Consider the following 24,141-nt stretch of genomic DNA (forward strand, 5'->3'; position numbering starts at 1 on the left):
CGGCGATGACTGAGCCCAACGTGACACGGCCACCTGCGGGTGGCCGTGTTGCTTCTCTCGGTCCCGGCGGCCTGATGCTCAGGCGGTGAATACCGTATACACCATCTGCAGCGCCAGCCCCATCAGCATGACCGCGAAGATCCGCTTGAGCATCGCTACCGGCAGGCGATGCGCCAGCTTGGCGCCGACGGGTGCCAGCAGAATGCTGAACGGCGCCATCAGCAACAGCGCCGGCAGGTAGACGAAACCCAGCGCGGCCCCCGGCAGGCCGGGCGATCCCCAGCCATTGAGCACGTAACCCAGGGCACCGGCCAGGGCGATGGGAAGCCCGACGGCGGCCGAGGTGCCGATGGCCATGGGCAGCTTGACGTTGCACCAAGTCAGGAACGGCACGGTGAGCGAGCCACCGCCAATGGCGACCAGCGCCGAGATGCCGCCGATTCCCAGCCCCACGCCGCCGAGGCCGACAGGCCCCGGGAGGTTGCGCGTCGGCTTGGGCTTGAGGTTGGCCAGCATCTGTAGCGACATCAAGATCATGAAACAGGCGAAGAAGATGGCCAAGCCCCGGGTCGGCAGCAAGGCGGCAATGAAAGTGGCCAGGAAGGTTCCCACCAGAATGCCGGGAGTCAGGTAGCGAACGATCTCCCAGCGCACCGCGCCATGGCGGCGATGAGAGAGAAGGCTCGCCGTGGAAGCGGGAATGATGGCGGCCATGGCCGTTCCCAGCGCCAGGTGAGCCAGATGCTCGTGCGGCACTCCCTGCATGACGAACAGTGCGGTCAGTACCGGCACCATGATACCGCCACCGCCGATGCCCAACAGACCGGCCATGATACCGACCAATCCCCCCAAGGCCACGTAGGCCAACCAGATAAGCTCCACAACCGATCCTCGCACGCGAAAAGAATAGGCGATGAAGTCTACCAGATCGTGCTTTCGGCTCTGCATGGTTGGGTGACGCCCACGCCTGGCCTGGCAGGGCCTAGAGCAATGTACACACCTGCTCGAAGCCCAGCCGTGGGCCGCGCGGACGCAGTCTGTCCGCATCGCCGTATCCGAGGTTGCATAGGAAGTTGCTGCGATAGTTAGGATAACGCTCGGCGAAGAAAAGCCCGTCCACCATATCGTTGTCGAAGCCTGAGAGCGGCCCCACATCGAGCCCGAGAGCACGGGCGGCAAGAATGAAGTAACCTCCCTGAAGACTGCCGTTACGAAACGCCGTCTCCTCCCGGTAAGGCTCGTCGCCCACGAACCAGGCCCTGGCATCCACATGGGAAAAGAGTTCCGGCAGATGGTCGTGGAAGCGACGGTCGTAGGCCAGGATAGCCGTCACCGGCGCCTCCTCCACCTTGCGCCGGTTACCCTCCTTTAGCGCGGGAACGAGTTTCTCCTTGGCTTCTCGAGTGCGCAGGAAGAGGATTCGCAGCGGATTGCAATTGACGCTGGTCGGCGCCATCTTGGTGAGGTCGTACACCTCGCGCAGGGTAGCATCCTCGACGGGACGATCCTGCCAGTATGCGTGAGTGCGCGCCTGCCGGAACAACTGGTCCAGAACCGGCTGGCTCAGTACCCCTGAAGCCATGTCGTGTCTCCTTGTCGTCGCTCATTGCGGTTCAGTAGCGATAGGCCAGATAGGTGGAAAGCACGGGGAATAGCGCCAGGAGGAACAGCACCACCAACATCGCGGCGAAGAAAGGCGCCACCCCCTTGAAGATTTCCTTGACGGGCACACTGCGGTCATTGAGTGCCGCATTCACCGTGTAGACGGAAATGCCGAACGGTGGCGTGATCAAGCCGATTTCCACCGCGACGACGGTAATAACGCCGAACCAGATCAGGTCCATCCCGAAGAACTGGGCGATGGGCAGTACGATGGGCAGCACGATCAGCATGATCGACACCGAGTCGATGATGCAGCCCATCAGTATCACCACCAGCAGATAGAGAAAAAGGAAGTGATAGGCGGTCAGTTCCAGGGCCGTGACCCATTGGGCGATGGCCATCGGTAGTCCGGTCAGCGCCAGCATGCGGCTATAGAGCGAAGCCGCTAGGATCAGGAACAGGATTGACACCGCCACGTGCCCTGTCTCGCCCAGAACTTGGTAGAACTTGGCCGGGCTGAGGCGACGCTTGAGCAGCGCCAGCAGCAGCGCACCACAGGCGCCGACGCCGCCGGCCTCCGTCGGCGTGAAGAACCCCGAATAAAGCCCGCCAAGCACTAGTAGCATCAACGCTAGGATGGGCATCAGCTTGAGCCCAAGCGCCAATGGCGACTCGTCGGCCGTCTCGGCTTTTACTATCTCCGTCCCCTGTCTCATGAAAGCGGGGCGCAGGTAGGAGAGCAGCACGATGGTCACGCAGAAGGTCAGCGCCAGCAGGATGCCAGGAATGATCCCGGCAATGAACATGCGCCCCACCGACTGCTCCGCCAGCACGCCGTAGACGATCATCAGCAGCGAAGGGGGAATCAGCATGCCCAGCACGGAGCTGCCCGCCACCACCCCCACGGCGAACTTGGGCGTATAGCCATGACGACGCATCTCCGGCACCGCCACCTTGGTGAAGACCGCCGCCGAGGCCACGCTGATGCCGGTGATCGAGGCGAAGATGCCGTTGGCGCCAACGGTAGCCAAACCAAGGCCACCGCGAATCCTGCGCGTCAGCCACTGAAAGACGTCGAAGGTATCCCGGCCCACACCCGATATCACCACCAAGAGCCCCATCAGCACGAACAGCGGCACCACGCCATAGAGGTAGCTGCCGAGCGAGTCGTTGGCCGCCGCGGCTACCATACGCGTGGCCAATTCCGAATTGCGCAGGGTCGAGATGGCGAGGAAGGAGACCAGCATCAGGGCGATGCTGATGTGCATGCCAAAATAGATCAGCGCCAGCATCAAGACCACCGCCGCGATGCCGATTTCGATACCGCTCATGAGCGATCCTCCTCAGCGTCCGGAGCTCTACCCTTGACCGTCCACACCAGCGCCTGAACCGCCAGCAGCAGGTATTGCAGCAACGTGATGGCCGCGCAGGCGATCACCACCAGTCGAATGGGCCAGACGGGAAAGGTGAACACTCCCTCCACACCCATGAACTGGTTGCGCTCCCAAGTATGCAGGAAGATGGGCAGTGTGCCTTGGTAGACCACCATCAGCACATAGGCACCGGCCAGATGGAAAAGGCTCTGCAGCCCATAGCCGAGATGCGGGTGACGCTCGGTAAAGCCTTGGAGGAAGATGTCGGCCTGTGCCATACGACCGTGGCGCAGGGCACTCGGCAGCTGCAGGAACACAATCATGACGATAGAGGCCGCCACCAGCTCGGCCACGCCCGCAATAGGCTTGTTGAGCACATTACGCGACAGCACATCCACCACAATCATCGCCATGATCAAGAAGATCAGCAGCGAGCCCACCGCGTTGAGACCGTCCACCAAGTAGCCGAACAGGCTATTGTGGCGGTCACCACCGAGCCGGCGCCCTAGCATTAGCGTCTTGAAAGAAAAGGTCATTACCCCGTCTCCTCAGGCCCGGCCGGCATCGCCGACCGGGCATGCCGATCAGTTACGGTCCCAGGCCAGTTCCGGCTCGTGGCCACGCTCGCGCATGGCATCCATGTAGGTGCTGAGGAGTTCGCGGGCAGGCAGGCCCCGCCCTTCGTTGCGCTCGGCCCATTGCTCCGCCAGGCCGGGCATGCCGTCAATCCACTGCTGGCGCTCCTCATCGGAAAGCGCCTGGACCTGCACCGGCGTGCTCTGATCGGCGCCGAGTTCGACCATGCGTTCCAGCGAGCTCCCATAGCGCTCGGCTAGGTCACGTCCGTGGGCCCGGGTATAAGCCTCGCCCGCCTCCAACAGAGCCTCCTGCACCGGTTCCGGCAGGCCGTCCCATGTGAACTGGTTAATCGCCAGTCCGCCCGAGAACACCACGCCCAGATTGACCTGGGTGACATAGGGTGCCACCTCGTAGATGCGCGCCGGCAAATTACCCGTGGCCAGCCCCACCACGCCCTGGGAAACACCCGTCTGGATGTCGGTGTAATAGCTCGCCAGGGTGCCATCCACCGGCACCGCGCCCACCGGCTCCAGCCATACGCCGAGCACACCAGGGGCGGAGATACGCGCCCCCTCCAGATCGTCGAGGCTCTCCACCGGGAAGTTGGTGTAGATGTCGTAGGTATCCGAGGCGGTAGCCCCGAGGAACACGAGGTCGTGGTCCTCCCATTCGGCGCGGAACTCCGGCACCGAACGCATCAGGTCGTTCATCACGTCGAGCATCAGCTCGGGATCGCTGGTGGTGAACGGCGTGTAGGCGCTGATCTGGGCTAGCGGCATGCGCGAAGGTTCCAGATAGCTGAACACCCAGCCGATATCGGCGATGCCGTCCTGGATGGAAGTGAGAGTGGCATTGGTGCCGTAGAGCTGGCCGGCGTAGGCTTCCGTCCAGTTCACCTCGTATTCGCCCTCTTTTGACAGGATCTCGTTAACCTTGGGGATGAAGACTTGAGGAATCATACCCACCCAGGGAATGGTGGTCGGGTGGCTCGAGCCCACGGTCAGGCTGATGGTTTCTATCGCGGAAGCGCTGGCGGGGTGCAGGGCGGCAGCCAGCGTCACGGCGCCCAAGGTCTTGGCGGGAGAGGCGCAATACGCTTTGACGGAGTTATGCTTGAGAGGTGTCATGTTGGCGTCTCGTATTAGGGTTGTTGTTATGGCACGGGGCTTCAGCGTGCGGGCATCAAGAGTCGATGGGCGATGCCGGCAGACGCGAAACTCCGGGGGATAGATCGAAATCCACCTCTAACGTGCAGTAGCGACCGCGCACGTCGGGATCGGGCGCCTGGCCGGTGTCGTGCATCGGAAACTCCATGGCCAAGTCGGCGCTGGTAACACCGAATACACAGTCCGATTCGAGGAAGGGATCATCCTTCGGGAAGATCTGCGTCACCAGGGTCCGGTAGCCCTCGGCGGAAACGGTGAAGTGCAGGTGAGCGGCGCGAAACGGATGGCGGCTCTGTGCCTTGAGCATCTCACCGACGATACCATGGGTAGGAATCGGGTAGCTGGCCGGGCGAATGGTGCGGAAGTGGTAGCGCCCTTCCCCGTCGGTGCGGAACTTGCCGCGCAGGTTGAGATGCGGCTGGGAGTCGTCCTGGTTCTCGTAAAGCCCCTCCGGCGAGGCGTGCCATACCTCCACCAGGGCGTCCGGCAGCGGCGTACCGTCGCAGCTCGTCACTCGGCCGGAAACGAATAGCGGAATATCGCCCACCTTTGGCGTATCGCGGGAAATATTGAAGCCAAGCGGGTACTCCGGATCCTTGCGACTGTAGAAGGGCCCCAACAGAGCCGGCGAGATCTGCTCCGGCGTGCGCTCCTGGTTGAGAATCATTACCAGGGTGGAAAACCCCAGTGCATCGGACATCACCATGGTCTCGTTGTGGCGGTCGCGAGTGAGATGGCCAAGCCGGGTCACCGCATTGATCGCGGCCATGAACTCCTCCTCGCTCAGCTTTACCTCGCGGCCGAAGGCATGCAGGTGCCGTACCAGCGCGGTGAGAATCTCCCGCAGCCGAGCGTCCTTGGTGTGGCTCATCGCCTTGAGCACAATCTCGGTGATGTCGTCGGGGGTCTGCGGAATGCCATGGGGCACGATATCGTCTTCGTTGGGCAATTCGAACATGACTGGGCTCCTGTTCGGCCTGGGCTGGCAGCGTCCGCCCGGCCTGTTGATTGTCGTTGTGTCATGGTGCCACTGCGCCGTGCGCTGCCTTCAACGCTAGCGGCGCTTCACTTCTGCCAGTATTTCGTCGCGGTGTTCGTCCAGCACTGGGGGCGCCATCACCTCCAGCGGCTTCACGCCGTCATAGGAAACCGGCGAGCGCAGGGTGCGGAAGGTACCCACCGTGGGGTGCTCGGCGCTGACCTCCAGCTGCAAATGCTTGACCTGGGGGTCCCGGAGCACCTCGTCGGTGTCGTACATGGGGGCGTGGGGCACGTCCTCGGCCTCCAGACGGCGGCACCACTCCGCCCGGTCGTACCGACGGAACACCTGCTTGAGCATCCCGATCATCTGCTCTTGATTGTCGATTCGCCCCTCACGGGTGGCGAAGCGTTCGTCCTGCAGCAGCTCGGGGTGCTCCATGGCATTGGCCAGCCCCCGCCAGAACTTTTCCGGCGAGGACATGTGCAGCGCCACCCATTTGCTGTCGGCGCACTGCATCACGTACGACTGCGATACCTGTGGCCGGCTGTAGGGCCCCATGATCTCGTTCTCGGAGAGATAGTGGGTGAAGGCATCGAGGTTGAAGTGACACATCGCCTCCAACATCGAGACGTCCACCCGCCGCCCTTGGCCGGTGCGGCCGCGCTCCACCAGTGCGCCGAGAATGCCGTAGGCGGCGTAGAAGCCCGACAGCGCATCGGCCATGGCCGGCCCCACCACCCGCGGGTTCTCCGGGTTGACCAGCAGCTTGAGAAAACCGCTGGCGGCCTGAGCCACGGTGTCGTAACTGGGGCGCCCGGCGTAGGGGCCGTCGTTGCCAAAGCCGCTGATGGCGCAGTAGATCAGCCGTGGGTTGAGTTCGCGCAGGCGCGCCTCGCCGGCCCCCAGCCGCTCGGCGGTACCGGGGCGGAAATTCTGGATGTAGACATCGGCATTGCGGATCAGCGCATCGAAGGTGGCGAGATCCTCCGGCTCCTTGGTATTGAGCGCGATGCTGCGCTTGTTGCGGTTGTAGGTCTGGTAGTGAGGGCTGTAGAGCCCACCCTTGAAGGCGCGGAAGGGGTCGCCTTTGCCGGGCATCTCCACTTTGATCACGTTGGCACCCAGATCGCCTAGCAACATGCCGGCGGCGGGTCCAGTGATGAAGGTGCCCTGTTCGATGACGGTGATGCCTTCGAGTACCTTGCTCATGATTCGCCCCCTTCCTGGCTGAAGCCCGGTGGTACCTCACCGGTGTACTCGACCCGCTGGGCCGCCTGATAGGAGAGCGCAAAGCCGCAGGGCTGCTCGGATTCCTCCAGCAGATGGGCAATGAGCCCGGCGGTGCGGGCAAGTATCGGTACGCCGCGCAGCGCCTTGAGCGGGAAGCCCGCCCCCAGCAGCACGGCGGGGATGGCGGCGGAAACATTAAGCTTGAGCTCCTTGCCGACGATCCCGGGAATGGCCCGCTCCACGGCTTCGGCGATCTCCACGTAGCGCAGCTCGGCGCCCGCTTCCTGCGCCACGCCAAACAGCGCCTCGACGCGCGGGTCACGAGCCTTGTGCAGCGGGTGGCCGTAGCCCGGAATCGGCTCGCGACGGGCACGGCGAGCGCTCACGACATCTTCCACGGCGCTTTCAAGCGATTTGCCACCGTCGACCTCACCGGCGATCTCAGCGAATAGCTCCCCTGCCGCCTGGGAGGCTCCCAGGATCACCGAGCCACAGCCCAGCAGCCCCGCTGCTACTGCGCCCTGCAGCGCCTCGGGAGCGGCGGCATAGGTCATGCGGCTGGCCTGCACGCTGGGTACCAGGCCGTGCTCGGCGATGGCCACCAGGGTGGCATCCAGCACCCGGCGGCGGACATCGCTCACTGGCTTACCGTCGAGCAGTATCAGGAAATAGTCGGTAAAGGTGGTGTGGCCGATTAGCTCGGCGCTGAGGTCCTTGCCGCGTACCACGATAGTGTCGGCATTAGAGGTACTGATGGCGGTTCTTGGAATTGTCTCGTGCCCGATTTTCATGCTTTGGCTCCGCGTAGCAAGTGCGAGCGTGTCATGCCGGAGCGGCACTCCGCGCTCGTGATGTAGAACGCTATGTTGAGAAAAACATACGCCGACCGCATGATTCATAAAAATGATATATTTCCATCATTTTCATCGATGACATCGATCATTGGAGACATCCATGGAGCTGCGTCACCTACGCTACTTTCTCGCCCTGGCCGAGACCCTTAACTTCACCCGTGCGGCGCAGCGGGTACACGTGACCCAGTCGACTCTTTCCCATCAGATCCGCCAGTTGGAGGAAGAAGTCGGTCGGCCGCTGTTCGCCCGCGAGGGCAAGAAAGTGCTGATCACCGAGACCGGGCAGGCCTTCCTCGAACACGTCGTGCCGATCCTGAGGCAGGTCGACCGGGCGGTGGGGGCCCTGAAGGAGTCGCCCGACGAGCTGCGCGGCGAGCTGCGCATCGCCGCCACCCATAGCTTCAATGTGCAACTGATCCCCCTGTGCCTATCGCGGTTCATGCAGCGACTGCCAAGGGTGAAGGTAGCGGTGGAGGAGCTTTCGGGGGATGGCATCAGCGAGGGACTGGTCAGTGGCCGCCTGGACCTGGGTGTCTCCTACCGCCCCGCCGTTCCCCGCGGCTTGCGCTTCGAGCCGCTCTATAATGAGGAACTCAAGTTGATCGTGGCCAACGACCACCCCCTGGCCGGGCGCAAGCGGCTGCGCATGGTCGAGTTGAACGGCACGCGCATGACACTGTTGGCTCCACATTTCTCAACCCGGCAGATGCTCGACGAATGCTTCGCTGCGGCCGGGGCCCAACCGCAAATCGTCGCCGAACTCAACGCCATTTCTCCGATGATCGAGCTAGTGCGGCGTACCGACCTGTGCGGCATCGTGGCCGAGAATGCACTGGGCAACGAGCCCGGCGTGCTGGCCATTCCGCTGGAGAGCCCCACACCGATACGCACGCCGGGGCTGTTATGGTCGCAGCAGGCGCACCGCTCCCCCGCCAGCCGCTTCATGGCGGAAACAATCCGCCAGGTGGTCAAGCAGTCATCATGGGGGCGCTAGCCAGCGCTACGGCTCCCAGCGCCTCGTGGTCGTGAATGGCCAACTCCCGTCCGCTGACGCTGAGCATCCCTTGCTGCTGGAAGCGAGCCAGCGTCCGGCTAACGGTTTCCAGCACCAGGCCAAGATAACTGGCAATATCCGAACGCGACATGGACAGATGAAAGCGATACGGCGAACAGCCACGGCTGCGAAAACGCTCGGAGAGCCCCAGCAGGAAGCTGGCCAAGCGCTGATCGGCGGTACGCCCCGAGAGCAGGCACAACATGCGCTGGTCGCGGCGCATCTCACGGCTAAGGCAGCGGTAGAGCTCGCCGCGCAGCGCCGGCAGCCCTTCGACGAGCCCCTCAAGATGGGGGAACGGCAACTCGCAGACGAAGGCCGACTCCAGCGCCACCACGTTGCCGAAGCAACTTGCCTCGCCAATGTCATCGAGCCCCACTACCTCCCCCGGCAGGTAGAAGTGGGTGACCTGGTCACGCCGACCCGGCTCGGCCACGGTCTGCTTGAAGCTGCCGGAGCGCACCACGAAAAGACTCTCGAAGGGCTCCCCCTGGCGCATCAGCGCCTGGCCCCGTTTCAACGGCCGGGGGCGTTGCAGAATGGCATCGAAGGTTGCCAGGGCGTCGAACTCGAGCCCAAGGGCAAGCAGCGGGCATGCAGGGAACAGCATTGGCAGCGGGGGGCACGCTTCGGCTGGCACTGGACGGGCTGAGACATGATGGGCTCTCTCTCGGCGTACAGATCGGCGCCTTCGATTCTGATCTTTCCCGCAATGGCTGTCCCGTACGAAGGGCGCTATTACCGTACTAGGGGCCGCTGAGTTGACATACATCAACCCCGCTTGAGAGGACGGCCAACAGCAGGCCATAAAAAAACCGGCCCCGAAGGGCCGGTTTGTCGTCGATCGCTCGACGTGTCTCGCTGTGCGAGGCTCGCTTAGAAGTGGTAGCGAGCGCCGGTCAGCCAGTACATGTCGTCGCCGTCGGCGGTGTCCACATCAAGACCACTGACGGTGATGTCTGGCTGATCGCCCTGATACAGCTCCAGGAAGACATCAAAGTTGCTGGAGATGTTGTAATAGCCACCGGCAGCCCAGGCTGTCCGGTCTGCCCAGCCCTCAGCTTCGGTGTCAACGCTGATGTCGTACACATCGACATTGAAGGCCCACTGACCCACGGCGTAGGTCATACCCAGGCCCCAGGTGTCATAACCGCCAAGGTACACATCGTTATCGTCGCGAGTCTCGTAACCCAGACGCGCGGAGAACTGATCGTTGAAGGCGTAGGCGGCAGTCGCACCGTAGAGCACTTCGTCGTTGCCGGTGCCAGAAACACGCGAACCATCCGTATTCAGGACGGCTTTATCGTCGACGTAGCCAAGCGCCAGGCGCAGGCCGCCGACTTCGTATTTCACGCCACCTTGGGTGACGATCTCCGCATCTCGCTCCGACGCCCCTTCAACTTCACCGCGCTCGCTATAGTGCTTGGCCTGCAGAAAGGCTTGGAAGCCGCCCAGGTCCGGAGTGTAGTAGCCGATGGAGTCACCGCGGGACTGTTTCGGGTGACCGGCGAACTCAAGACCCTGGTCGATGTAGACGTCAAACGGCGCGGTCACGGCATCCTTGTAGAAGGAGTCGAAGTTACCGGCCTGAACGGTACCCCAGCTGTTGCTGCGCAGGCCGAGGTACGCCTGGCGGGTCTCGCTGAAGGCGTCGAAATCGTTGCCGTAGCGGTTGCCGGATTCATCGGCGCGGAAGCGCCACTCGAGGTGGCCGAAAGCAGTCAGGTCAGAGCTCACTGTGTGGCTCAGACGCAGGCCCAGGCGGGAGAAGACATCGACGAACTCGGCGCCGTTGTCGATCGCTTGGCCATCGTCGTTATACTCGGGGCCGCCGCCGGCGACACCCATGGCAATACGGCCGTAGATGTCCAGGCGGGTGCCGTCCTGGTCGTAAACGGTAGCGGCCTGAGCGGCAGCGGAGGCGCCCAGGGCACCGGCAATGGCAGTCGCTAACAGTGTCTTTTTCATCGCGATAGTTCCTTTCACTAGCTTACTGTTTCGATCGTTACTGCACGGATCGACGATCGGTGCAGGTAGCTTGCCGGGCATGGGTCCCGCCGTGCTTGGCTGGGTTCCTTCTCAGGAAGCGCCTGGGCCGGTCATGACCGCAGCGAAGCCTTGTTATAGTCCAATGCTCGCAGGTAGAACTCTATACCGGGAAAAATGGGAACGCAATAAGAAAAAACACTGTTTTCCTTCGACCCGGACTTTCCCGACGGAACCTTTCCCTGCATTTGCGGTCACGGGCTCTCCCGCCTCGTTACCGCATGCCGCAGGCCGGAAACAGCCGTTTGCCTGGCAGCGATGAGCCCGCACATAATGCCCCGCTGATGAAACAGAGGCAAGCCAGGGGCATCAACGTTGAAGGCAGGACAGGGAGGGGATGGCGTCGTCGGGGCTTTCGACCGGGCCGAGAGGGGCGTTGACGGTGGGCTGTTACTGACGGAGGCTGACGTTCGAACCGGCCAGTGTAGGCGCCCGGCTCGGGCGAATCCGGTGCCACCCGAGCCGGGTGGCACCGAACCTGGCGTGTTTAGAAGTGGTAACGGGCGCCGACAACCCAGTAGACATCATCTTTGTTGACTTGGCTGCCACCCACCCTTTCATCGACATCGGAGTCGTAGAGTTCGGCGAAGACATCGAAGTTATTGGAGACATCGTACATGGCGCCCAGGGCCCAGCTGGTGCGGCTTTCACCGTTATCCGGATCGATATCGTAGATATCGGCATGGAAAGTCCACTCCGTCACTGCGAAGCTGGCGCCCACGCCCCATTGATCGAAGCCACCACCGTATACGCTGCTGTCGTCGCGGGTCTCGTAGCCCACACGCGCAACGAAGCCGGGAACAAACTCGTAGGCCGCGGTGCCGCCGTAACGCACTTCATCGTTACCGGTGCCGGAAACACGCGAACCACCCGTATTCAGGACGGCTTTATCGTCGACGTAGCCAAGCGCCAGGCGCAGCCCATCGGCTTCGTATTTCAGACCGCCCTGAGTCACGATCTCCGCGTCCCGCTCCGATCCTTCAACTTCACCGCGCTCGCTATAATGCTTGGCTTGGAGGAAAGCCTGGAAGCCAGAGAGATTGGGCGAGATATAGCCGATGGAGTCGCCGCGAGATTGGGTGGCATGGCCCGCGAACTCGAAACCTTCCTTCACGTAGACGTCGAAGGGCTTGGTCACGGCCTGGAAGTAGAAAGAGTCGAAGTTGCCGGCCTGAACGGTACCCCAAGTGTTACTGCGCAGGCCGATATAGCTCTGGCGGGTCTCGCTGAAGGCGTCGAAGTCATTGCCGAAGCGGTTGTTGGCCTCGTCGGCGCGGAAGCGCCACTCGACATGGGCAAAGGCGCTTAGATCGCTGCTGATCTGCTGCTGACCGCGCAGCCCCAGGCGCGAGGAGGCGTCGACGAACTCGGCGCCGTTTTCGATAGCCTGCCCCCCCGAATATTCCGTGCCGCCACCTTCCACCGCCATAGCGATGCGCCCATAAACATCCAGCCTGGTGCCGTCCTGATCATAGACGGTGGCGGCCTGAGCCGCGACGGAGGCGCCCAGGGCGCCAGCGATGGCACTCGCCAGCAGTGTCTTCTTCATTTTGACGTTCCCTTTGATGATCGAATCGGTTCGCTCGTGATACCCACCGCTCTGCGACGGCTCTTCGGCATCAGCACACGCCTTGTCTTCAAGCGCTCGTATGCATCATGCCTAATTTATATGACGAGCAAGTGTCAAAATGAAGAATCGTTATATCGGTTGAAATAGGCGGATTAACGGCGGTTATGCTTGGCCTGTAGCGCGGCCAGCTTCTCTTCCAATGTCATGGGGGCTTCGCTGGCGGTGGAAGCAGGTTTGACTGGGCCGGCAGACGCCTTGGCAACGGATGACGCCTTGCCAGGTGCAGCGTCGGCCGGCTGGCACCTGGCTCGGGCCTGCCGCCCCTTGCCGCCTTCGCGGCGCACTGTGCGCCCGCGGCGCTCGACCTGCAGCCGCTCCAGCTTGCGTTTGGCGTGCTCGGCCGCCTGGGCGTCGACGTGACCGGCCGGCTTGCCTTCCAGATCGATGCGCTCGGCCCCCTCGCGCAACGCCTTGAGGTAGCGCGGCAAATTCACGTAGCCCGCCAGGGCGCGACGCACCAGTTTTTCGGGCCAGGGCTCGCGTGCGGCCAGGTCGTGGTGAATGCCCACCTTGAGCGGGCGGGTATGTCCCTTGAAGAAAGTGGCGGGATAGCGTTGATACCACTGCGCCAGCAAGGCTTCGGCGGAGGGCGCCTGCTCGATGGCGAGTGCTCCCTGGCGCCCATCGTCGGCTTGCGCGGCCTTGTCCGCCGCGTCCGGCGGCTCGTCAGCCGGACGCCAGGGGGAGTCGGAGGTCGGTGTCGCAACGTCGGCATCGTTTGGGGGCACGTCATCGCAGTCGCGGCGCTCTCCTGCAGGAGGCGCTTCCGCAGCGGGGCGCGACAACGGCTCCTCCCGCGAACGGCCCATCAACGCGGCGAGCCCTTGAGCCCGACGCGCCGGGCCGGGAAAGGTCGGAGCCGGCTCGCCCTTGCGCAATCGTTCACGCAGCCGTGCGTTGTCCTCCTCGAGCTCACGGTTCTGCTCGTCGAGTTCGCGGCACTCTTCCATCAGCTCGAGCCGTGCCGCTTCCAACGCCTGGCGCATCGCTTCGGATTCGGCGAGCCGGGCTTCCAGCGCCTGCATTCTGGCGCGACAGTGGCGCAGCTCGTCGAGGGCGCTTTCCGCGCGGGCCTCCAGGGCGCTGAAAAGGTGGGGTGATGGTTCCTTGATCAAACCGGCATCCTCCTGGGAAAACACTGCACCGATGCCTGCGCGGGCGAATCGCTGCATCGCGCTTCATCTCGCTCGACGATGGTTCTGCACTTCCCTGCGGGCTCACGTGAATGGCGACGACGGCAGGCAGCAGTGGGCGCATCCTTGATCCAGCAAGTGTGTGCCAGAAGCCAGACGCTGACAAACCCTTCGGCTCAATCTCGTCGGCGGTACTCGACGAAGCTGTAGTTCGGCTGCCCTGCCGCCGGCGAGCCGGGCACTCGCTGCACCTCCTCCCACTCCCGCTCGTCCAGCTCGGGGAAGCGCGCATCCCCTTCCACCTCGACATCCACTTCCGTCAGGTAGATGCGACTGGCATGCGGTAACGTCTGGGCGTAGATCTGCCCACCGCCCATCACCATGATCTCCTCGGCGGCATCGATGGTGGCCTGCTGATCGGCCAGGAACAGCGCCGATTCGAGATCGTGGCAGACCCGCACGCCCTCATGCCGGAAACCGGTATCGCGCGTCACCACGATATTGAGCCGCCCGGGCAGCGGCCTGCCGATCGAGGCGAAGGTCTTGCGCCCCATGACCAGCGGCTTGGCCTGGGTCATGCGCTTGAAGAATTTGAGGTCCTCGGGCAGATGCCAGGGCAGCTTGTTGTCGACGCCGATCACGCCGTTGCGCGCCACCGCGGCAATCATCGCCACCGGCACCAGGGTTTCGTCCGTCATACCGCCACCTCGGCCTTGATAGGGGGGTGAGGGTCGTAGCCTTCGATGGCGATGTGCCCGAAGCGAAAGTCGAACAGGTCGTCGACGTTCGGGTCGAGCACCAACCGCGGCGCAGGGCGCGGCGCGCGCGCCAGCTGCAGCTCGGCCTGCTCCAGGTGGTTGAGATAGAGGTGCGCGTCACCCAGGGTATGCACGAAGTCGCCCGGCTCGAGTCCCGAGACTTGCGCGATCATTCGGGTCAGCAGCGCGTAGCTGGCGATGTTGAACGGCACGCCAAGGAAGATGTCCGCACTGCGCTGGTAGAGCTGGCAGGAGAGTCGCCCCTCGGCCACGTAGAACTGGAACAGGCAGTGGCACGGCGGCAGCGCCATCTCGTCGACCAGCGCCGGGTTCCAGGCCGACACGATCAACCGCCGGGAGCGGGGGTTGGTACGGACCTGCTCGAGCAGCTTGGCGATCTGATCGACGTGGCCGCCACGCGGGTCGGGCCAGCTGCGCCACTGAGCGCCGTAGACCGGGCCGAGATCGCCGTTCTCGTCGGCCCACTCGTCCCAGATGCTCACCCCGTTCTCCTTGAGGTAGGCAATGTTGGTGTCGCCGCGTAAAAACCATAGCAGCTCGTGGATGATCGAGCGCAGGTGCAGCTTCTTGGTGGTCACCAGCGGAAAGCCCCGCGAGAGATCGAAGCGCATCTGATGGCCGAAGAGTGAACGGGTTCCGACTCCGGTGCGATCGGCACGTTCGACGCCCTGCTCGAGCACCAGACGCATCAGGTCCAGGTAGGGCTGCTCGAGAGCGGGTGGTTCGAGAGGGGGTTGATCGAGCATGGGCCGGGCGTTGTCGTCAGGCATGGTTGGCGAACTCTGCAAATGATCGATAGAGACGAGAGTCTACCTCTCTCGTCCTCCGCTTCCTATTCCGCTCCCGTTTCACTCGGTGACGCCAACTGCGTCCACCGGCCGTCGCCGCGACCATAGGATGAGCAGCACACCGAAGGCGATCATCGGCAGGGTCAGCAGCATGCCCATGGTGAACCAACCGAAGGCGAGATAGCCGATATGGGCATCCGGCAGGCGGAAGAACTCGACCATGAAACGGAACACGCCATAGAGCAGCAGGAACAGGCCGGAAACGAGACCACGCCGGCGCGGCCTGGCCGATACCCACCACAGGACGACGAACAGCACCAGGCCCTCGAGCAGCGCCTCGTAGAGCGACGTAGGATGCCGTGGCTCCGGCCCCATGCCGGGAAACGGCATGCCCCAGGGAAGCTCGGTCGTCCGCCCCGGCAGTTCACGGTTGATGAAATTGCCGATGCGCCCCGCGCCGAGGCCGATCGGCACCATCGGAGCAATGAAGTCGGTCAGGGTGAAGAACGCCAGGCGTTTCCTGCGGGCGAACCACAGCACGGCCAGCAGCACCCCGATCAGGCCGCCATGGAAGCTCATGCCGCCATCCCAGACGCGAAACACCCACAACGGGTCGGCCAGCCACTGCGCCATGCCATAGAACAGGGCATAACCCAGCCGACCGCCGACCACCACGCCAAGAGCGGTATAGAACAGCAGATCGCCGACGTCGTCGTGCGTCAGGCCGATGCGCCCCGCGCGCCGGCGCCCCAGCCACCAGGCGCCGGCGAAGCCGATGACGTACATCAAACCGTACCAGTGGACCTGGAACGGCCCCAGCGAGATGGCGACGGGATCGATATCGGGATAGTCGAGCATGGCTACCTCAGAACAGGAATGTCAGGCCCACGAGCAGCAGCAGGCCGGCAAAGGAGAGACGCAGAACGCGGGCGGGAAGCGCATGGGCCAGCCGCACGCCGATTCGCGCACAGGGCACGCTGACCATGACGATCCCCAGAAAGGCGGGCCACATCACGAAGCCGGTCGCCCCCGCCGGTAGCCGCGGATCGCCCCAGCCCACCACGACGAAGGTTACCGCACCGAACAGGGCGATGGGCATGCCGCAGGCGGCTGCGGTTCCTATCGCCTGGGCCATGGACGCACCACAGCGCGAGAGCCAAGGCACGCATAGAGTGCCGCCGCCGATGCCGAACAGCGCGGAGACGCCGCCGATCACGCTGCCGGCCGCCACCATCACCGGCCGGCTCGGCATCCGGCGTCCCGGCCTGGGGCCGAAGCCCAGCGCCATCCTCGCCGCCATCAGAATGACGAAGACGCCGAACAGGGTCCCCAGCAGGCCAGCGGAGAGCGCACCGGCCACGAAGACGCCGGCCACCGCCCCCAGCATGAGACCGGGCAGCAGCGCCAGGAAGGCATCGCGCTGGACGCTGCCCCGCTGGTAGTGCGCCCAGGCCGACGACCCGCCGGTGACCACGATGGTGGCCAGCGACGTACCGATAGCCAGGTGCATGGCGATGCCGGCGTCGATGCCCTGCAGGCCGAAGGCGAAGACAAGTGCCGGAACGATGATAAGCCCTCCGCCAACGCCGAACAGCCCCGCCATCAGGCCGGCAGCCGCTCCCAGGGCGAAATAGCCGAGCAGTGTCAGCGCCAGGGTCATGACGTGGAGGTTTCCTCGAAGGCGTCGGGTCGCCAGCGCCGGAGCAGGTCGAGCAACGCACGTGGGCCATAGGGCTTGGCCAGATAGTCGTCCATGCCGGCCTCGTGAAAGCGTCTGCGGTCGCTCTCCGTGGCGTTGGCCGTCAGCGCGACCAGCACGCTGCGTCGCCGATCCGTCAGTTGGGATTCCTGCTCGCGCCAGCGCCGGGCCACCTCCACGCCATCCATGTCAGGCATGAAGATGTCCATCAAAACCAGGTCGTAGGCTTGCCGCTGCTGACGCTCCAGCGCCTCCTGGCCGCCCGAGACACTGTCGACCCGAAATCCACGCCCTTCCAATACCTGGCGGGCGAGCATGCGGTTGACGGGGCCGTCATCGACCACCAGCACTCTCAGCGGCGTCTTCCGCTCGAGATGGGATACCCCTTCAAACGAAGCGTCGTCCGGTGCGTCGAGGTCGCGCCCGCCCCGCCCGTCGCCGGCCAGGCTGCCGACCAACAGCACCACGTCCGCCATGCGTTCGCGCAGGTTGGCGAGGTGGCGAGAGTCATTACGCTCCGGTACCTTTTCCATTTCGCGGCCAAGATCGGCCAGCAGCGGCTCGAGTTCGCGCTGCAGCAGGGTCAAGTAGTGCGACTTGAGACGCGAGTCTTCACGCGCCCGCTCCCGCGCCGCCACCAGATTGCCCAGGTGCGGCGTTCGCTCCTGATGAAAAAGCAGCAGCTGGTACGGCGACGCATCCAGGCGCTCCATTTTCAACGGCCGCCAGCGCCCCTCGGCATCCAACATGCGCACTTCGGCCGGTCCGGTATCGCTCTCCCCGTCTCCCTTCATGCGGGCGGCAAGCTCCTGGCCCGTCAACGCCTCGGGGCTTTCCCCAAGCAACTGCTCCATGGCCACATTGGTGTCGATGATGCGGCCGTGGTAGAGCAGCAGCGCCGGCCGCGGGCTCGCCGACAACATCTCCTCGAGACTGGGAATCCGCGCCAAGCGCGCCTGCAGTTCGGTCAAGCGCTCCTGCAAGCGCTCCAGACGCGCGGTCAGGGCCCCCTCTCCGACTTCGGCATGCTCGGGCGCACCAAGCCAGTGGGGCAACCATCGCTCGGCCTCGCCCATCAGCCGCTCGATGCGACTCAGGCGAGCGGTCATTTGGGCCTCGTAATCGCGTATGCGGTAGCGCAACTGCATCAGGAAGGCGGTCGTGGTCAGTGTCGTGCCGATCAACAGAGCCAGCAGCAGCCACCCCGTTTCGGCCCAGGACGTAGGGGCGGGCGTCGCCAGCCACAGCACCAACCCCACCAACAGACACAGTAACACGAGGGCCGCTTGAGCCAGCAGCAGCGGCCAGAGCAGTGGCCATACGAGAAACGACCAGAAGCGGTCCTTGCGCGTTGCGACGGGCATTATCATCCTTATGCCATGCGGCGATGCCGTGAGTTTACGCCGCCGGACCCCGGCTGTCATGGCGGTGCCGCACTGCCACGCACTCGTAACACACCCCCAGCGGATGCCCATGCGGGCCGTAACGCCGCTCCTCCAGCTCGATGACGCCGGCTTCGTCATGCCATGTCAGCCAGGTGGTGGCGCGCGTGCCATACTGCTCGCCGACGATGAAGGAGGCAGACAAGCGCCGTTCAAGCGCCAGCCCCACTCCGGTATCGGGCAGGTGGGCGTCGTCCGCCGTCGTGTCGTCTCCCATGGCGAAGAGGGCATCGTCCGGCCAACGGCGACGCAGCGCAGTCAGCACCCCCTGACGCGCAGCGATCAATTTGGGCCACGGCGTGTCCAGGCTGGCATTGGAGAGCCCATGCACGCCGGGCGCGACCCGCGTGAGCACCAGCCGTTCACGTCCGCGGTGCAGGTGCCAGAGCCGCTCTCCGTCACCGGCCAGCAGGTTGAAGCCGGCGTATTGCCAACCCTCCCCCGCGGCCAGGGCCTCCAGCCAGGCATCCAGGTCGTCGCACTCGAGCGCTCGTTTCACCAGCAGGCCACGGCTCGGCGCGTCGGCCGGGGCCGTGATCGACGGGTCGCGTACGTTGGTCACCGCCGCCACCCGCCCGCGACGGTGCACGGCCAGCCAGCTGCCGCCGGCCTCAAGATCCCGCCCGCCCACGATATCCGGCGCCTCCTCCCAGGCCCCAAGCGCTGCCGTGGGGCGATGATGGAACTCGTCGCGGTTAGCCACCAAGCGCAGAGGCACGGAGCTGCCGGGACGGTAGTCGAAGGCGATCAGGCACATGCGCACTCAATCCCGGGGCGGCAGCAGATGCGCCAGCTGCCATTCGCTCAGACGCCCAAACAGATGGCTGCGCACGGCGGAAGGCGTGTTCAGGGCCAGCGTCTCATCCACCAGCTCTTTCGCCGCCCGCAGCGACACCCGGCGAATGGCGGCGCGTACCCGCGGCAGGCTGGGGGCGTTCATCGACAGCGAGTCGAACCCCATGCCCATCAGCAGCAGGGCGCCGGCCGGATCGCCGGCCAGCTCGCCGCAGACGCAGATGGGCCGCTTCAGTCGCGCCGATGCCTCGGCCAGCCGCGCCAGGGCGACAAGCACCGCCGGATGGCAGGAGTCGTAGAGAGCGGCCACGCGGGGATTGTTGCGGTCGACTGCCAGCAGATATTGGGTCAGATCGTTGCTGCCGACGGAGAAGAAGTCGACCCGCTCGGCCAGTGCATCGAGCTGGTAGAGCGTAGCAGGAACCTCGATCATCACGCCGACTCTGGGCCGTGTGGCCTCGATCCCCTCCTCCCCCAGCTCGCGAATAGCGCGGTCGAGCAGACGCAGGGCGTCGTCGACCTCGTCGACGTTGGTCACCATCGGCAGCAGCACTTGCAGATTGTCGAGACCCTGGGAGGCACGCAGCATGGCCCGCAGCTGGACCATCAGCACCTCGGGATGGTCCAGCGTAACGCGAATGCCGCGCCAGCCGAGGAAGGGATTGGCCTCGTCAATGGGGAAATAGGGCAGATCCTTGTCGCCGCCGATGTCGAGGGTGCGCATGACCACCGGCATCGGAGCGAAGCTTTCCAGTTGGTCGCGATAGAGCCGCGCCTGCTCCTGCTCGCCGGGGAAGCGCTCGGCGATCATGAACGGCACCTCGGTGCGGTACAGCCCCACGCCGCTGATACGCTTTCTCAGCGACACCGTGGTATCGATGGCCAGACCGGTATTGACCATCAACGGCATCTCATGACCGTCGGGCGTCTCGCTGGGCAGGTCCTGCTCGTGCTCGAGGACCTCGGCCAGCGCCCGCTCTTCGGCGATCAGGCTACGATAACGGTTCTTGAGCTCATCCGAGGGACGCACGAAGAGGCGTCCGCGATGGCCATCGAGTACCACTTCCGCGCCCGAGAGACGAGGAAGCGGCAGGTCGACCATGCCGAGCACGGTGGGGATTCCCATGGCACGGGCGACGATTGCCACGTGAGAGGTGCTGGAGCCGCGGGCCGACACCAGGCCGGCCAGGCGTTCGCGCGGCACCTCGCCCAAGGTGGCGACGCTGATCTCGTCGCCCACCAGGATGGTGCTTTCGGGAAAGACATCGGGTATCTGCGGCGTTTCTTCCTGCAGGTGCGCCAGCACCCGACGGCCGAGGTCGCGCACGTCGGCAGCCCGCTCACGCAGGTAGTCGTCGTCGACGCGTTCGAGGTACAGCACATGGCGGCGCACCACGTCGGCCAGCGCGCCGGGCGCCCACTGCCCCTCGCGGATGCGTTTCTCGACCTCCTGAGAAAGCGCCGCCTCGCTCAGCATCTGTTGATAGACCTCGAACAGCGCCAGTTCCTGTACCGAGATACGGTTGGCCAGACGCTCGCCGGCGGCGCGAATCTCTTCGCGGACCCGCCCGATGGCCTCCTTCAACCGCACGATCTCGTGCTCGACGTCGGTGGGGATCAGATCGGGCACGCTGTTGAGGTCGGCCAACGGTGCTACCACCACCACCTCGCCGATGGCCATGCCGGGCGAAGCCGCCACTCCGTTGAACAGCGCCTGGCCGCCGGGCAGCGTGGGCCGGGTCAGGCTGCCGGTGGCCAGCGCGTGAGCCAGCACGCCGGCGAGCTGAGCCCCCATGGTGATGAGGAAGGCTTCATCCTCCTCGTCGTAGCGGCGCTTCTCGCTCTGCTGCACGACCAGCACCCCGAGCATGCGACGCTGGTGAATGATCGGCACACCGAGGAAGCTGGAGTAGCGTTCTTCGCCGGTGGACTCGAAGTAGCGGAACCGAGGATGCGCCCGCGCATCCTCGAGATTGAGCGGCTCCTCGCGCTCGGCTACCAGGCCCACCAGGCCCTCGCCCACGCGCAGGCTCACGCGCCCCACGGCCTGGCTGTGCAGGCCGATGGTTTCCATCAGCACCAGCTGCTCGATTTCCCTGTCATAAAGGTAGAAGGAGCAGACATCGGTACGCATCGCCTTGCGAATGCGGCGCACCATGGTCGCCAGCGCCGCATCGAGATTACGAGCCCCGTTGACTTCCTGAATGACCCGGCGCAACACCTCCAGCATCGGCGTCTTGCTTTCCATTATGTCGTCCCCCGCCTGGCTGAAGAATCTAGGCCTTGACCGTCACCGAAGGCAGACGGGTCATCATGTCGGGCCAATGCGCCGGCCCCGGTCATACTGAGCGAGCTCAGCGCCCCTCCAGCGCCAGCCGCTGCGCCCTGGGCGACAACTCGCTCAGCGCACGGCGATAAACCTCGCGCTTGAAGGGCACCACCTGGCCCAGCGGATACCAGTAGCTGACCCAGCGCCAGCTATCGAACTCGGGCTTGGCCGAACCGTCCATGCAAATGCGATGCTCCTGGCAGCGGATGCGCAGCAGGAACCACTTCTGCTTCTGGCCGATACAGACCGGCCGAGAATTCATGCGTACCATACGTCGCGGCAGGCGATAGCGCAGCCAACCCCGGGTACAGGCGAGAAGCTCGACATCGGCGGCGGTCAGCCCGATCTCCTCTTCCAGCTCCCGGTACAGAGCCTGCTGTGGTGTTTCGGTCGACTTGATGCCTCCCTGGGGAAACTGCCACGCATTCTGTCCTACCCGACGCGCCCAAAGCAGCTGCCCCTGGGCGTTGGCAATGATAATGCCAACGTTGGGGCGAAAGCCGTCAGCGTCGATCACGGACGTCACCTTGTGAATTCGTCATTGAAGCCATTCTTCCACAATGCCGTGAATGGCATCAATACAACGAATAGGCAGTGTCAAGAGATGTCAGACGGCACGGCGCAGAACGACACCGGGCTTAGCAGCGCGGCCGTTGTCTGACATAATCGCGTGCTTTCACGCAACAGCAGTATTTCTTTACTCAACGTCTGCAAGGGGCACGCCGTGAGTCTGGCCATCTTCGACCTGGACAACACCCTGCTTTCCATCGATAGCGACCACGCCTGGGGCGAGTTTCTGCTCGAACAGGGAGCCGTGGACCCAGAGGCCTATCGCGAGGCCAACGACCGCTTCATGGCCGACTATGAGGCCGGCACCCTCGACATGCACGCCTTCCTCGCCGTGGCGCTCAAGCCCCTTGCGGATAATACCCCCGAGCAGCTCGCGGCGTGGCATCAGCAGTTCATGGCCAGCAAGATCGAACCCAGCATCCTGCCCAAGGGAGAGGAACTGCTCGCGCGTCACCGCAGCCGCGGCGACACCTTGCTGATCGTGACCGCCACCAACCGTTTCATCACGGGCCCGATCGCCGCACGCCTCGGAGTGGACCACCTGATCGCGGTCGAGCCGGAAGTCGTGGACGGACGCTACACGGGCAAGGTCAGCGGCACCCCAAGCTACCGGGAGGGCAAGGTGGAACGGCTCGAGGCGTGGCTCGCCGACACGGACTTCACCCTGGATGACGCCTGGTTCTACAGCGACTCCCACAATGACCTGCCGCTGCTGGAACGGGTCGAAAACCCGGTGGCGGTGGACCCCGACCCCGTCCTGCGCGCGAAAGCCGAACAGCGCGGCTGGCGCATCATGAGCCTGCGGGACTGACCAGGCCCGCCCCTGCAATACGCAAAAACCCCGATAGCCTTGGCTCTCGGGGTTTTTCTCTTACTGGCTAAACGCTGAGGAGCATTAGCCGAGCGAAGCGGTGAACGGCCTTAAGCTGGCCCCGAAGGGCGATAAGCCGAAGGCTGCGAGTCAACCCCCACATGGGTATGTGAGGGCTCCTAGCACCGCGCAACACCGCGATTCATTCCGCAGGCATTGGCTACCCAAGCAGATGCTCGACCGCGGCGCGCTCTTCCCTCAGCTCGTCTTCGGTAGCCTTCATCTTGGCCCGGCTGAACTCGTCGACTTCGAGGCCCTGGATGATCTCGTAGCCGCCGTTCTGGCAGCGCACCGGGTAGGAGTAGATGATGCCTTCGGCGATGCCGTAGCTACCGTCGGAAGGAATCGCCATGCTCACCACTCGGTCGGTGCCCAGCGCCCAGTCGCGCATGTGGTCGATGGCGGAAGACGCGGCGGAAGCCGCGGAAGACGCCCCGCGCGCCTTGATGATGGCGGCGCCGCGCTGCTGCACGGTGGGAATGAAATCGCTCTCGTACCAGTCACGCTCGACCAGATCGAAGGCGGGCGTTCCGGCCACCTTGCAGTGGGCCAGATCGGGGTACTGGGTGGCGCTGTGGTTGCCCCAGATGATCATGCCATCCACGTCGGTGACGCGCTTGCCGGTCTTCTGAGCCAACTGGGTCAGGGCACGGTTGTGGTCCAGGCGGGTCATTGCGGTGAACTGGCGCGGGTCCAGGTCCGGCGCGTTGCAGGAGGCGATCAGCGCGTTGGTGTTGGCCGGGTTGCCCACCACCAGAACGCGCACGTCACGGCTGGCGTTGTCGTTGAGCGCCTTGCCCTGCACGGAGAAGATCGCAGCGTTGGCCTCGAGCAGGTCCTTGCGCTCCATGCCCGGGCCGCGCGGGCGCGCGCCGACCAGCAGGGCGAAATCGGCGTCCTTGAAGGCGACGTTGGGATCGTCGGTGGCAACGATGTCCTGCACCAGCGGGAAGGCGCAATCGTTCACTTCCATCACGACGCCGTTCAACGCGTCCATCGCCTGCGGGATCTCGAGCAGCTGGAGAATGACGGGCTGATCCGGGCCCAGCATGTCACCTGCCGCAATACGGAAGATAAGGGAATAGCTGATCTGGCCGGCACCGCCGGTAATGGCAATACGTACGGGATCTTTCATCATTGCTCCTTCGGTTGGGTCGCCGTGAGGATAAGCCTGGCGGACGCATTGCCCGCCCTGGCCGGAATCCGGACCGCCAAGATG

Annotated in this window: 23 protein-coding genes; 2 read left to right on the plus strand and 21 right to left on the minus strand. The window is 64.2% G+C overall.

Translation table 11 applies throughout. The features are described from left to right. Positions 1-78 precede the first annotated feature (78 nt). The 8 genes from F0A17_RS06610 to F0A17_RS06645 form a co-directional block, all read right to left on the minus strand. The gene (locus F0A17_RS06610; protein WP_149327567.1) at positions 79-882 is read right to left on the minus strand and encodes a sulfite exporter TauE/SafE family protein; all 804 of its coding nucleotides are present in this window, start codon (positions 880-882) and stop codon (positions 79-81) included. Between the two features lie 100 nt (positions 883-982). Further along, complete coding sequence (locus tag F0A17_RS06615; protein WP_149327568.1) at positions 983-1,582, minus strand: malonic semialdehyde reductase; 600 nt, start codon at positions 1,580-1,582, stop codon at positions 983-985. Positions 1,583-1,613: 31 nt separating this feature from the next. After that, positions 1,614-2,933 carry a TRAP transporter large permease gene (locus tag F0A17_RS06620; RefSeq protein ID WP_149327569.1) on the minus strand — a complete coding sequence of 440 codons (1,320 nt, stop codon included), beginning with the start codon at positions 2,931-2,933 and terminating at the stop codon, positions 1,614-1,616. Continuing rightward, on the minus strand, positions 2,930-3,511 hold the full coding sequence (locus F0A17_RS06625) for a TRAP transporter small permease subunit (RefSeq protein ID WP_149327570.1): 582 nt from the start codon (positions 3,509-3,511) through the stop codon (positions 2,930-2,932). The genes F0A17_RS06620 and F0A17_RS06625 overlap by 4 nt, the downstream gene beginning before the upstream one ends. A 48-nt stretch (positions 3,512-3,559) precedes the next feature. After that, complete coding sequence (locus tag F0A17_RS06630; RefSeq protein WP_149327571.1) at positions 3,560-4,681, minus strand: C4-dicarboxylate TRAP transporter substrate-binding protein; 1,122 nt, start codon at positions 4,679-4,681, stop codon at positions 3,560-3,562. 55 nt (positions 4,682-4,736) lie between these two features. After that, positions 4,737-5,678 (minus strand): dioxygenase family protein, encoded by a 942-nt coding sequence (locus F0A17_RS06635; RefSeq protein ID WP_149327572.1) that lies wholly within the window; start codon positions 5,676-5,678, stop codon positions 4,737-4,739. 96 nt (positions 5,679-5,774) lie between these two features. Beyond that, positions 5,775-6,911, minus strand: coding sequence for a CaiB/BaiF CoA transferase family protein (locus tag F0A17_RS06640; RefSeq protein WP_149327573.1), 1,137 nt, complete (start codon positions 6,909-6,911; stop codon positions 5,775-5,777). Next, entirely contained in the window at positions 6,908-7,723 is an 816-nt protein-coding gene (locus tag F0A17_RS06645) for a citryl-CoA lyase (RefSeq protein ID WP_149327574.1), read from the minus strand. The genes F0A17_RS06640 and F0A17_RS06645 overlap by 4 nt, the downstream gene beginning before the upstream one ends. Positions 7,724-7,886: 163 nt before the next feature. On the opposite strand from F0A17_RS06645, the gene F0A17_RS06650 reads away from it, so the two are divergent. Next, positions 7,887-8,780 carry a LysR substrate-binding domain-containing protein gene (locus F0A17_RS06650; RefSeq protein ID WP_149327575.1) on the plus strand — a complete coding sequence of 298 codons (894 nt, stop codon included), beginning with the start codon at positions 7,887-7,889 and terminating at the stop codon, positions 8,778-8,780. On the opposite strand, the gene F0A17_RS06655 is transcribed toward F0A17_RS06650, so the two are convergent. The 12 genes from F0A17_RS06655 to F0A17_RS06710 all read right to left on the minus strand — a co-directional run bounded on the left by F0A17_RS06655 (position 8,755) and on the right by F0A17_RS06710 (position 21,998). After that, entirely contained in the window at positions 8,755-9,450 is a 696-nt protein-coding gene (locus F0A17_RS06655; protein ID WP_323849407.1) for a helix-turn-helix domain-containing protein, read from the minus strand. The two genes, F0A17_RS06650 and F0A17_RS06655, sit on opposite strands and share 26 nt — an antisense overlap. Positions 9,451-9,716: 266 nt before the next feature. After that, positions 9,717-10,808 (minus strand): porin, encoded by a 1,092-nt coding sequence (locus F0A17_RS06660; protein WP_149328192.1) that lies wholly within the window; start codon positions 10,806-10,808, stop codon positions 9,717-9,719. Between the two features lie 565 nt (positions 10,809-11,373). Next, positions 11,374-12,435, minus strand: coding sequence for a porin (locus tag F0A17_RS06665; protein WP_149327576.1), 1,062 nt, complete (start codon positions 12,433-12,435; stop codon positions 11,374-11,376). A gap of 173 nt (positions 12,436-12,608) precedes the next feature. Then, positions 12,609-13,688: a ProQ/FINO family protein gene (locus F0A17_RS06670; protein ID WP_228716828.1), complete on the minus strand. Its 1,080-nt coding sequence runs from the start codon at positions 13,686-13,688 to the stop codon at positions 12,609-12,611. Positions 13,689-13,825: 137 nt separating this feature from the next. Beyond that, positions 13,826-14,347, minus strand: coding sequence for a dihydrofolate reductase (locus F0A17_RS06675; RefSeq protein WP_149327577.1), 522 nt, complete (start codon positions 14,345-14,347; stop codon positions 13,826-13,828). Next, positions 14,344-15,198, minus strand: coding sequence for a thymidylate synthase (locus F0A17_RS06680; RefSeq protein ID WP_323849408.1), 855 nt, complete (start codon positions 15,196-15,198; stop codon positions 14,344-14,346). The genes F0A17_RS06675 and F0A17_RS06680 overlap by 4 nt, the downstream gene beginning before the upstream one ends. Positions 15,199-15,276: 78 nt before the next feature. Further along, positions 15,277-16,074 (minus strand): prolipoprotein diacylglyceryl transferase, encoded by a 798-nt coding sequence (gene lgt, locus F0A17_RS06685; RefSeq protein WP_149327578.1) that lies wholly within the window; start codon positions 16,072-16,074, stop codon positions 15,277-15,279. 7 nt (positions 16,075-16,081) lie between these two features. Continuing rightward, positions 16,082-16,876, minus strand: a complete 795-nt coding sequence (locus F0A17_RS06690; protein ID WP_149327579.1) for a sulfite exporter TauE/SafE family protein — start codon at positions 16,874-16,876, stop codon at positions 16,082-16,084. Next, complete coding sequence (locus tag F0A17_RS06695; protein ID WP_149327580.1) at positions 16,873-18,279, minus strand: response regulator; 1,407 nt, start codon at positions 18,277-18,279, stop codon at positions 16,873-16,875. Before F0A17_RS06695 ends, F0A17_RS06690 begins: the two co-directional genes overlap by 4 nt. A 34-nt stretch (positions 18,280-18,313) precedes the next feature. Beyond that, a complete protein-coding gene (locus tag F0A17_RS06700) occupies positions 18,314-19,114 on the minus strand; it encodes an NRDE family protein (RefSeq protein ID WP_149327581.1) in 801 nt (266 codons plus the stop codon). A 6-nt stretch (positions 19,115-19,120) separates the two neighbouring features. Further along, the gene (gene ptsP, locus F0A17_RS06705) at positions 19,121-21,382 is read right to left on the minus strand and encodes a phosphoenolpyruvate--protein phosphotransferase (protein ID WP_149328195.1); all 2,262 of its coding nucleotides are present in this window, start codon (positions 21,380-21,382) and stop codon (positions 19,121-19,123) included. 124 nt (positions 21,383-21,506) lie between these two features. Then, on the minus strand, positions 21,507-21,998 hold the full coding sequence (locus F0A17_RS06710) for an RNA pyrophosphohydrolase (protein ID WP_149327582.1): 492 nt from the start codon (positions 21,996-21,998) through the stop codon (positions 21,507-21,509). A 207-nt stretch (positions 21,999-22,205) separates the two neighbouring features. Between F0A17_RS06710 and F0A17_RS06715 the strand changes: the two genes are divergently transcribed. Next, the gene (locus F0A17_RS06715; protein ID WP_149327583.1) at positions 22,206-22,862 is read left to right on the plus strand and encodes a histidinol-phosphatase; all 657 of its coding nucleotides are present in this window, start codon (positions 22,206-22,208) and stop codon (positions 22,860-22,862) included. Between the two features lie 220 nt (positions 22,863-23,082). Here the strand turns inward: F0A17_RS06715 and F0A17_RS06720 are convergent, their stop codons facing one another. Next, on the minus strand, positions 23,083-24,057 hold the full coding sequence (locus tag F0A17_RS06720; RefSeq protein ID WP_149327584.1) for a malate dehydrogenase: 975 nt from the start codon (positions 24,055-24,057) through the stop codon (positions 23,083-23,085). Between the last annotated feature and the right edge of the window lie 84 nt (positions 24,058-24,141).

The sequence above is a fragment of the Billgrantia pellis genome, assembly GCF_008297955.1.
Lineage (GTDB): Bacteria > Pseudomonadota > Gammaproteobacteria > Pseudomonadales > Halomonadaceae > Halomonas > Halomonas pellis.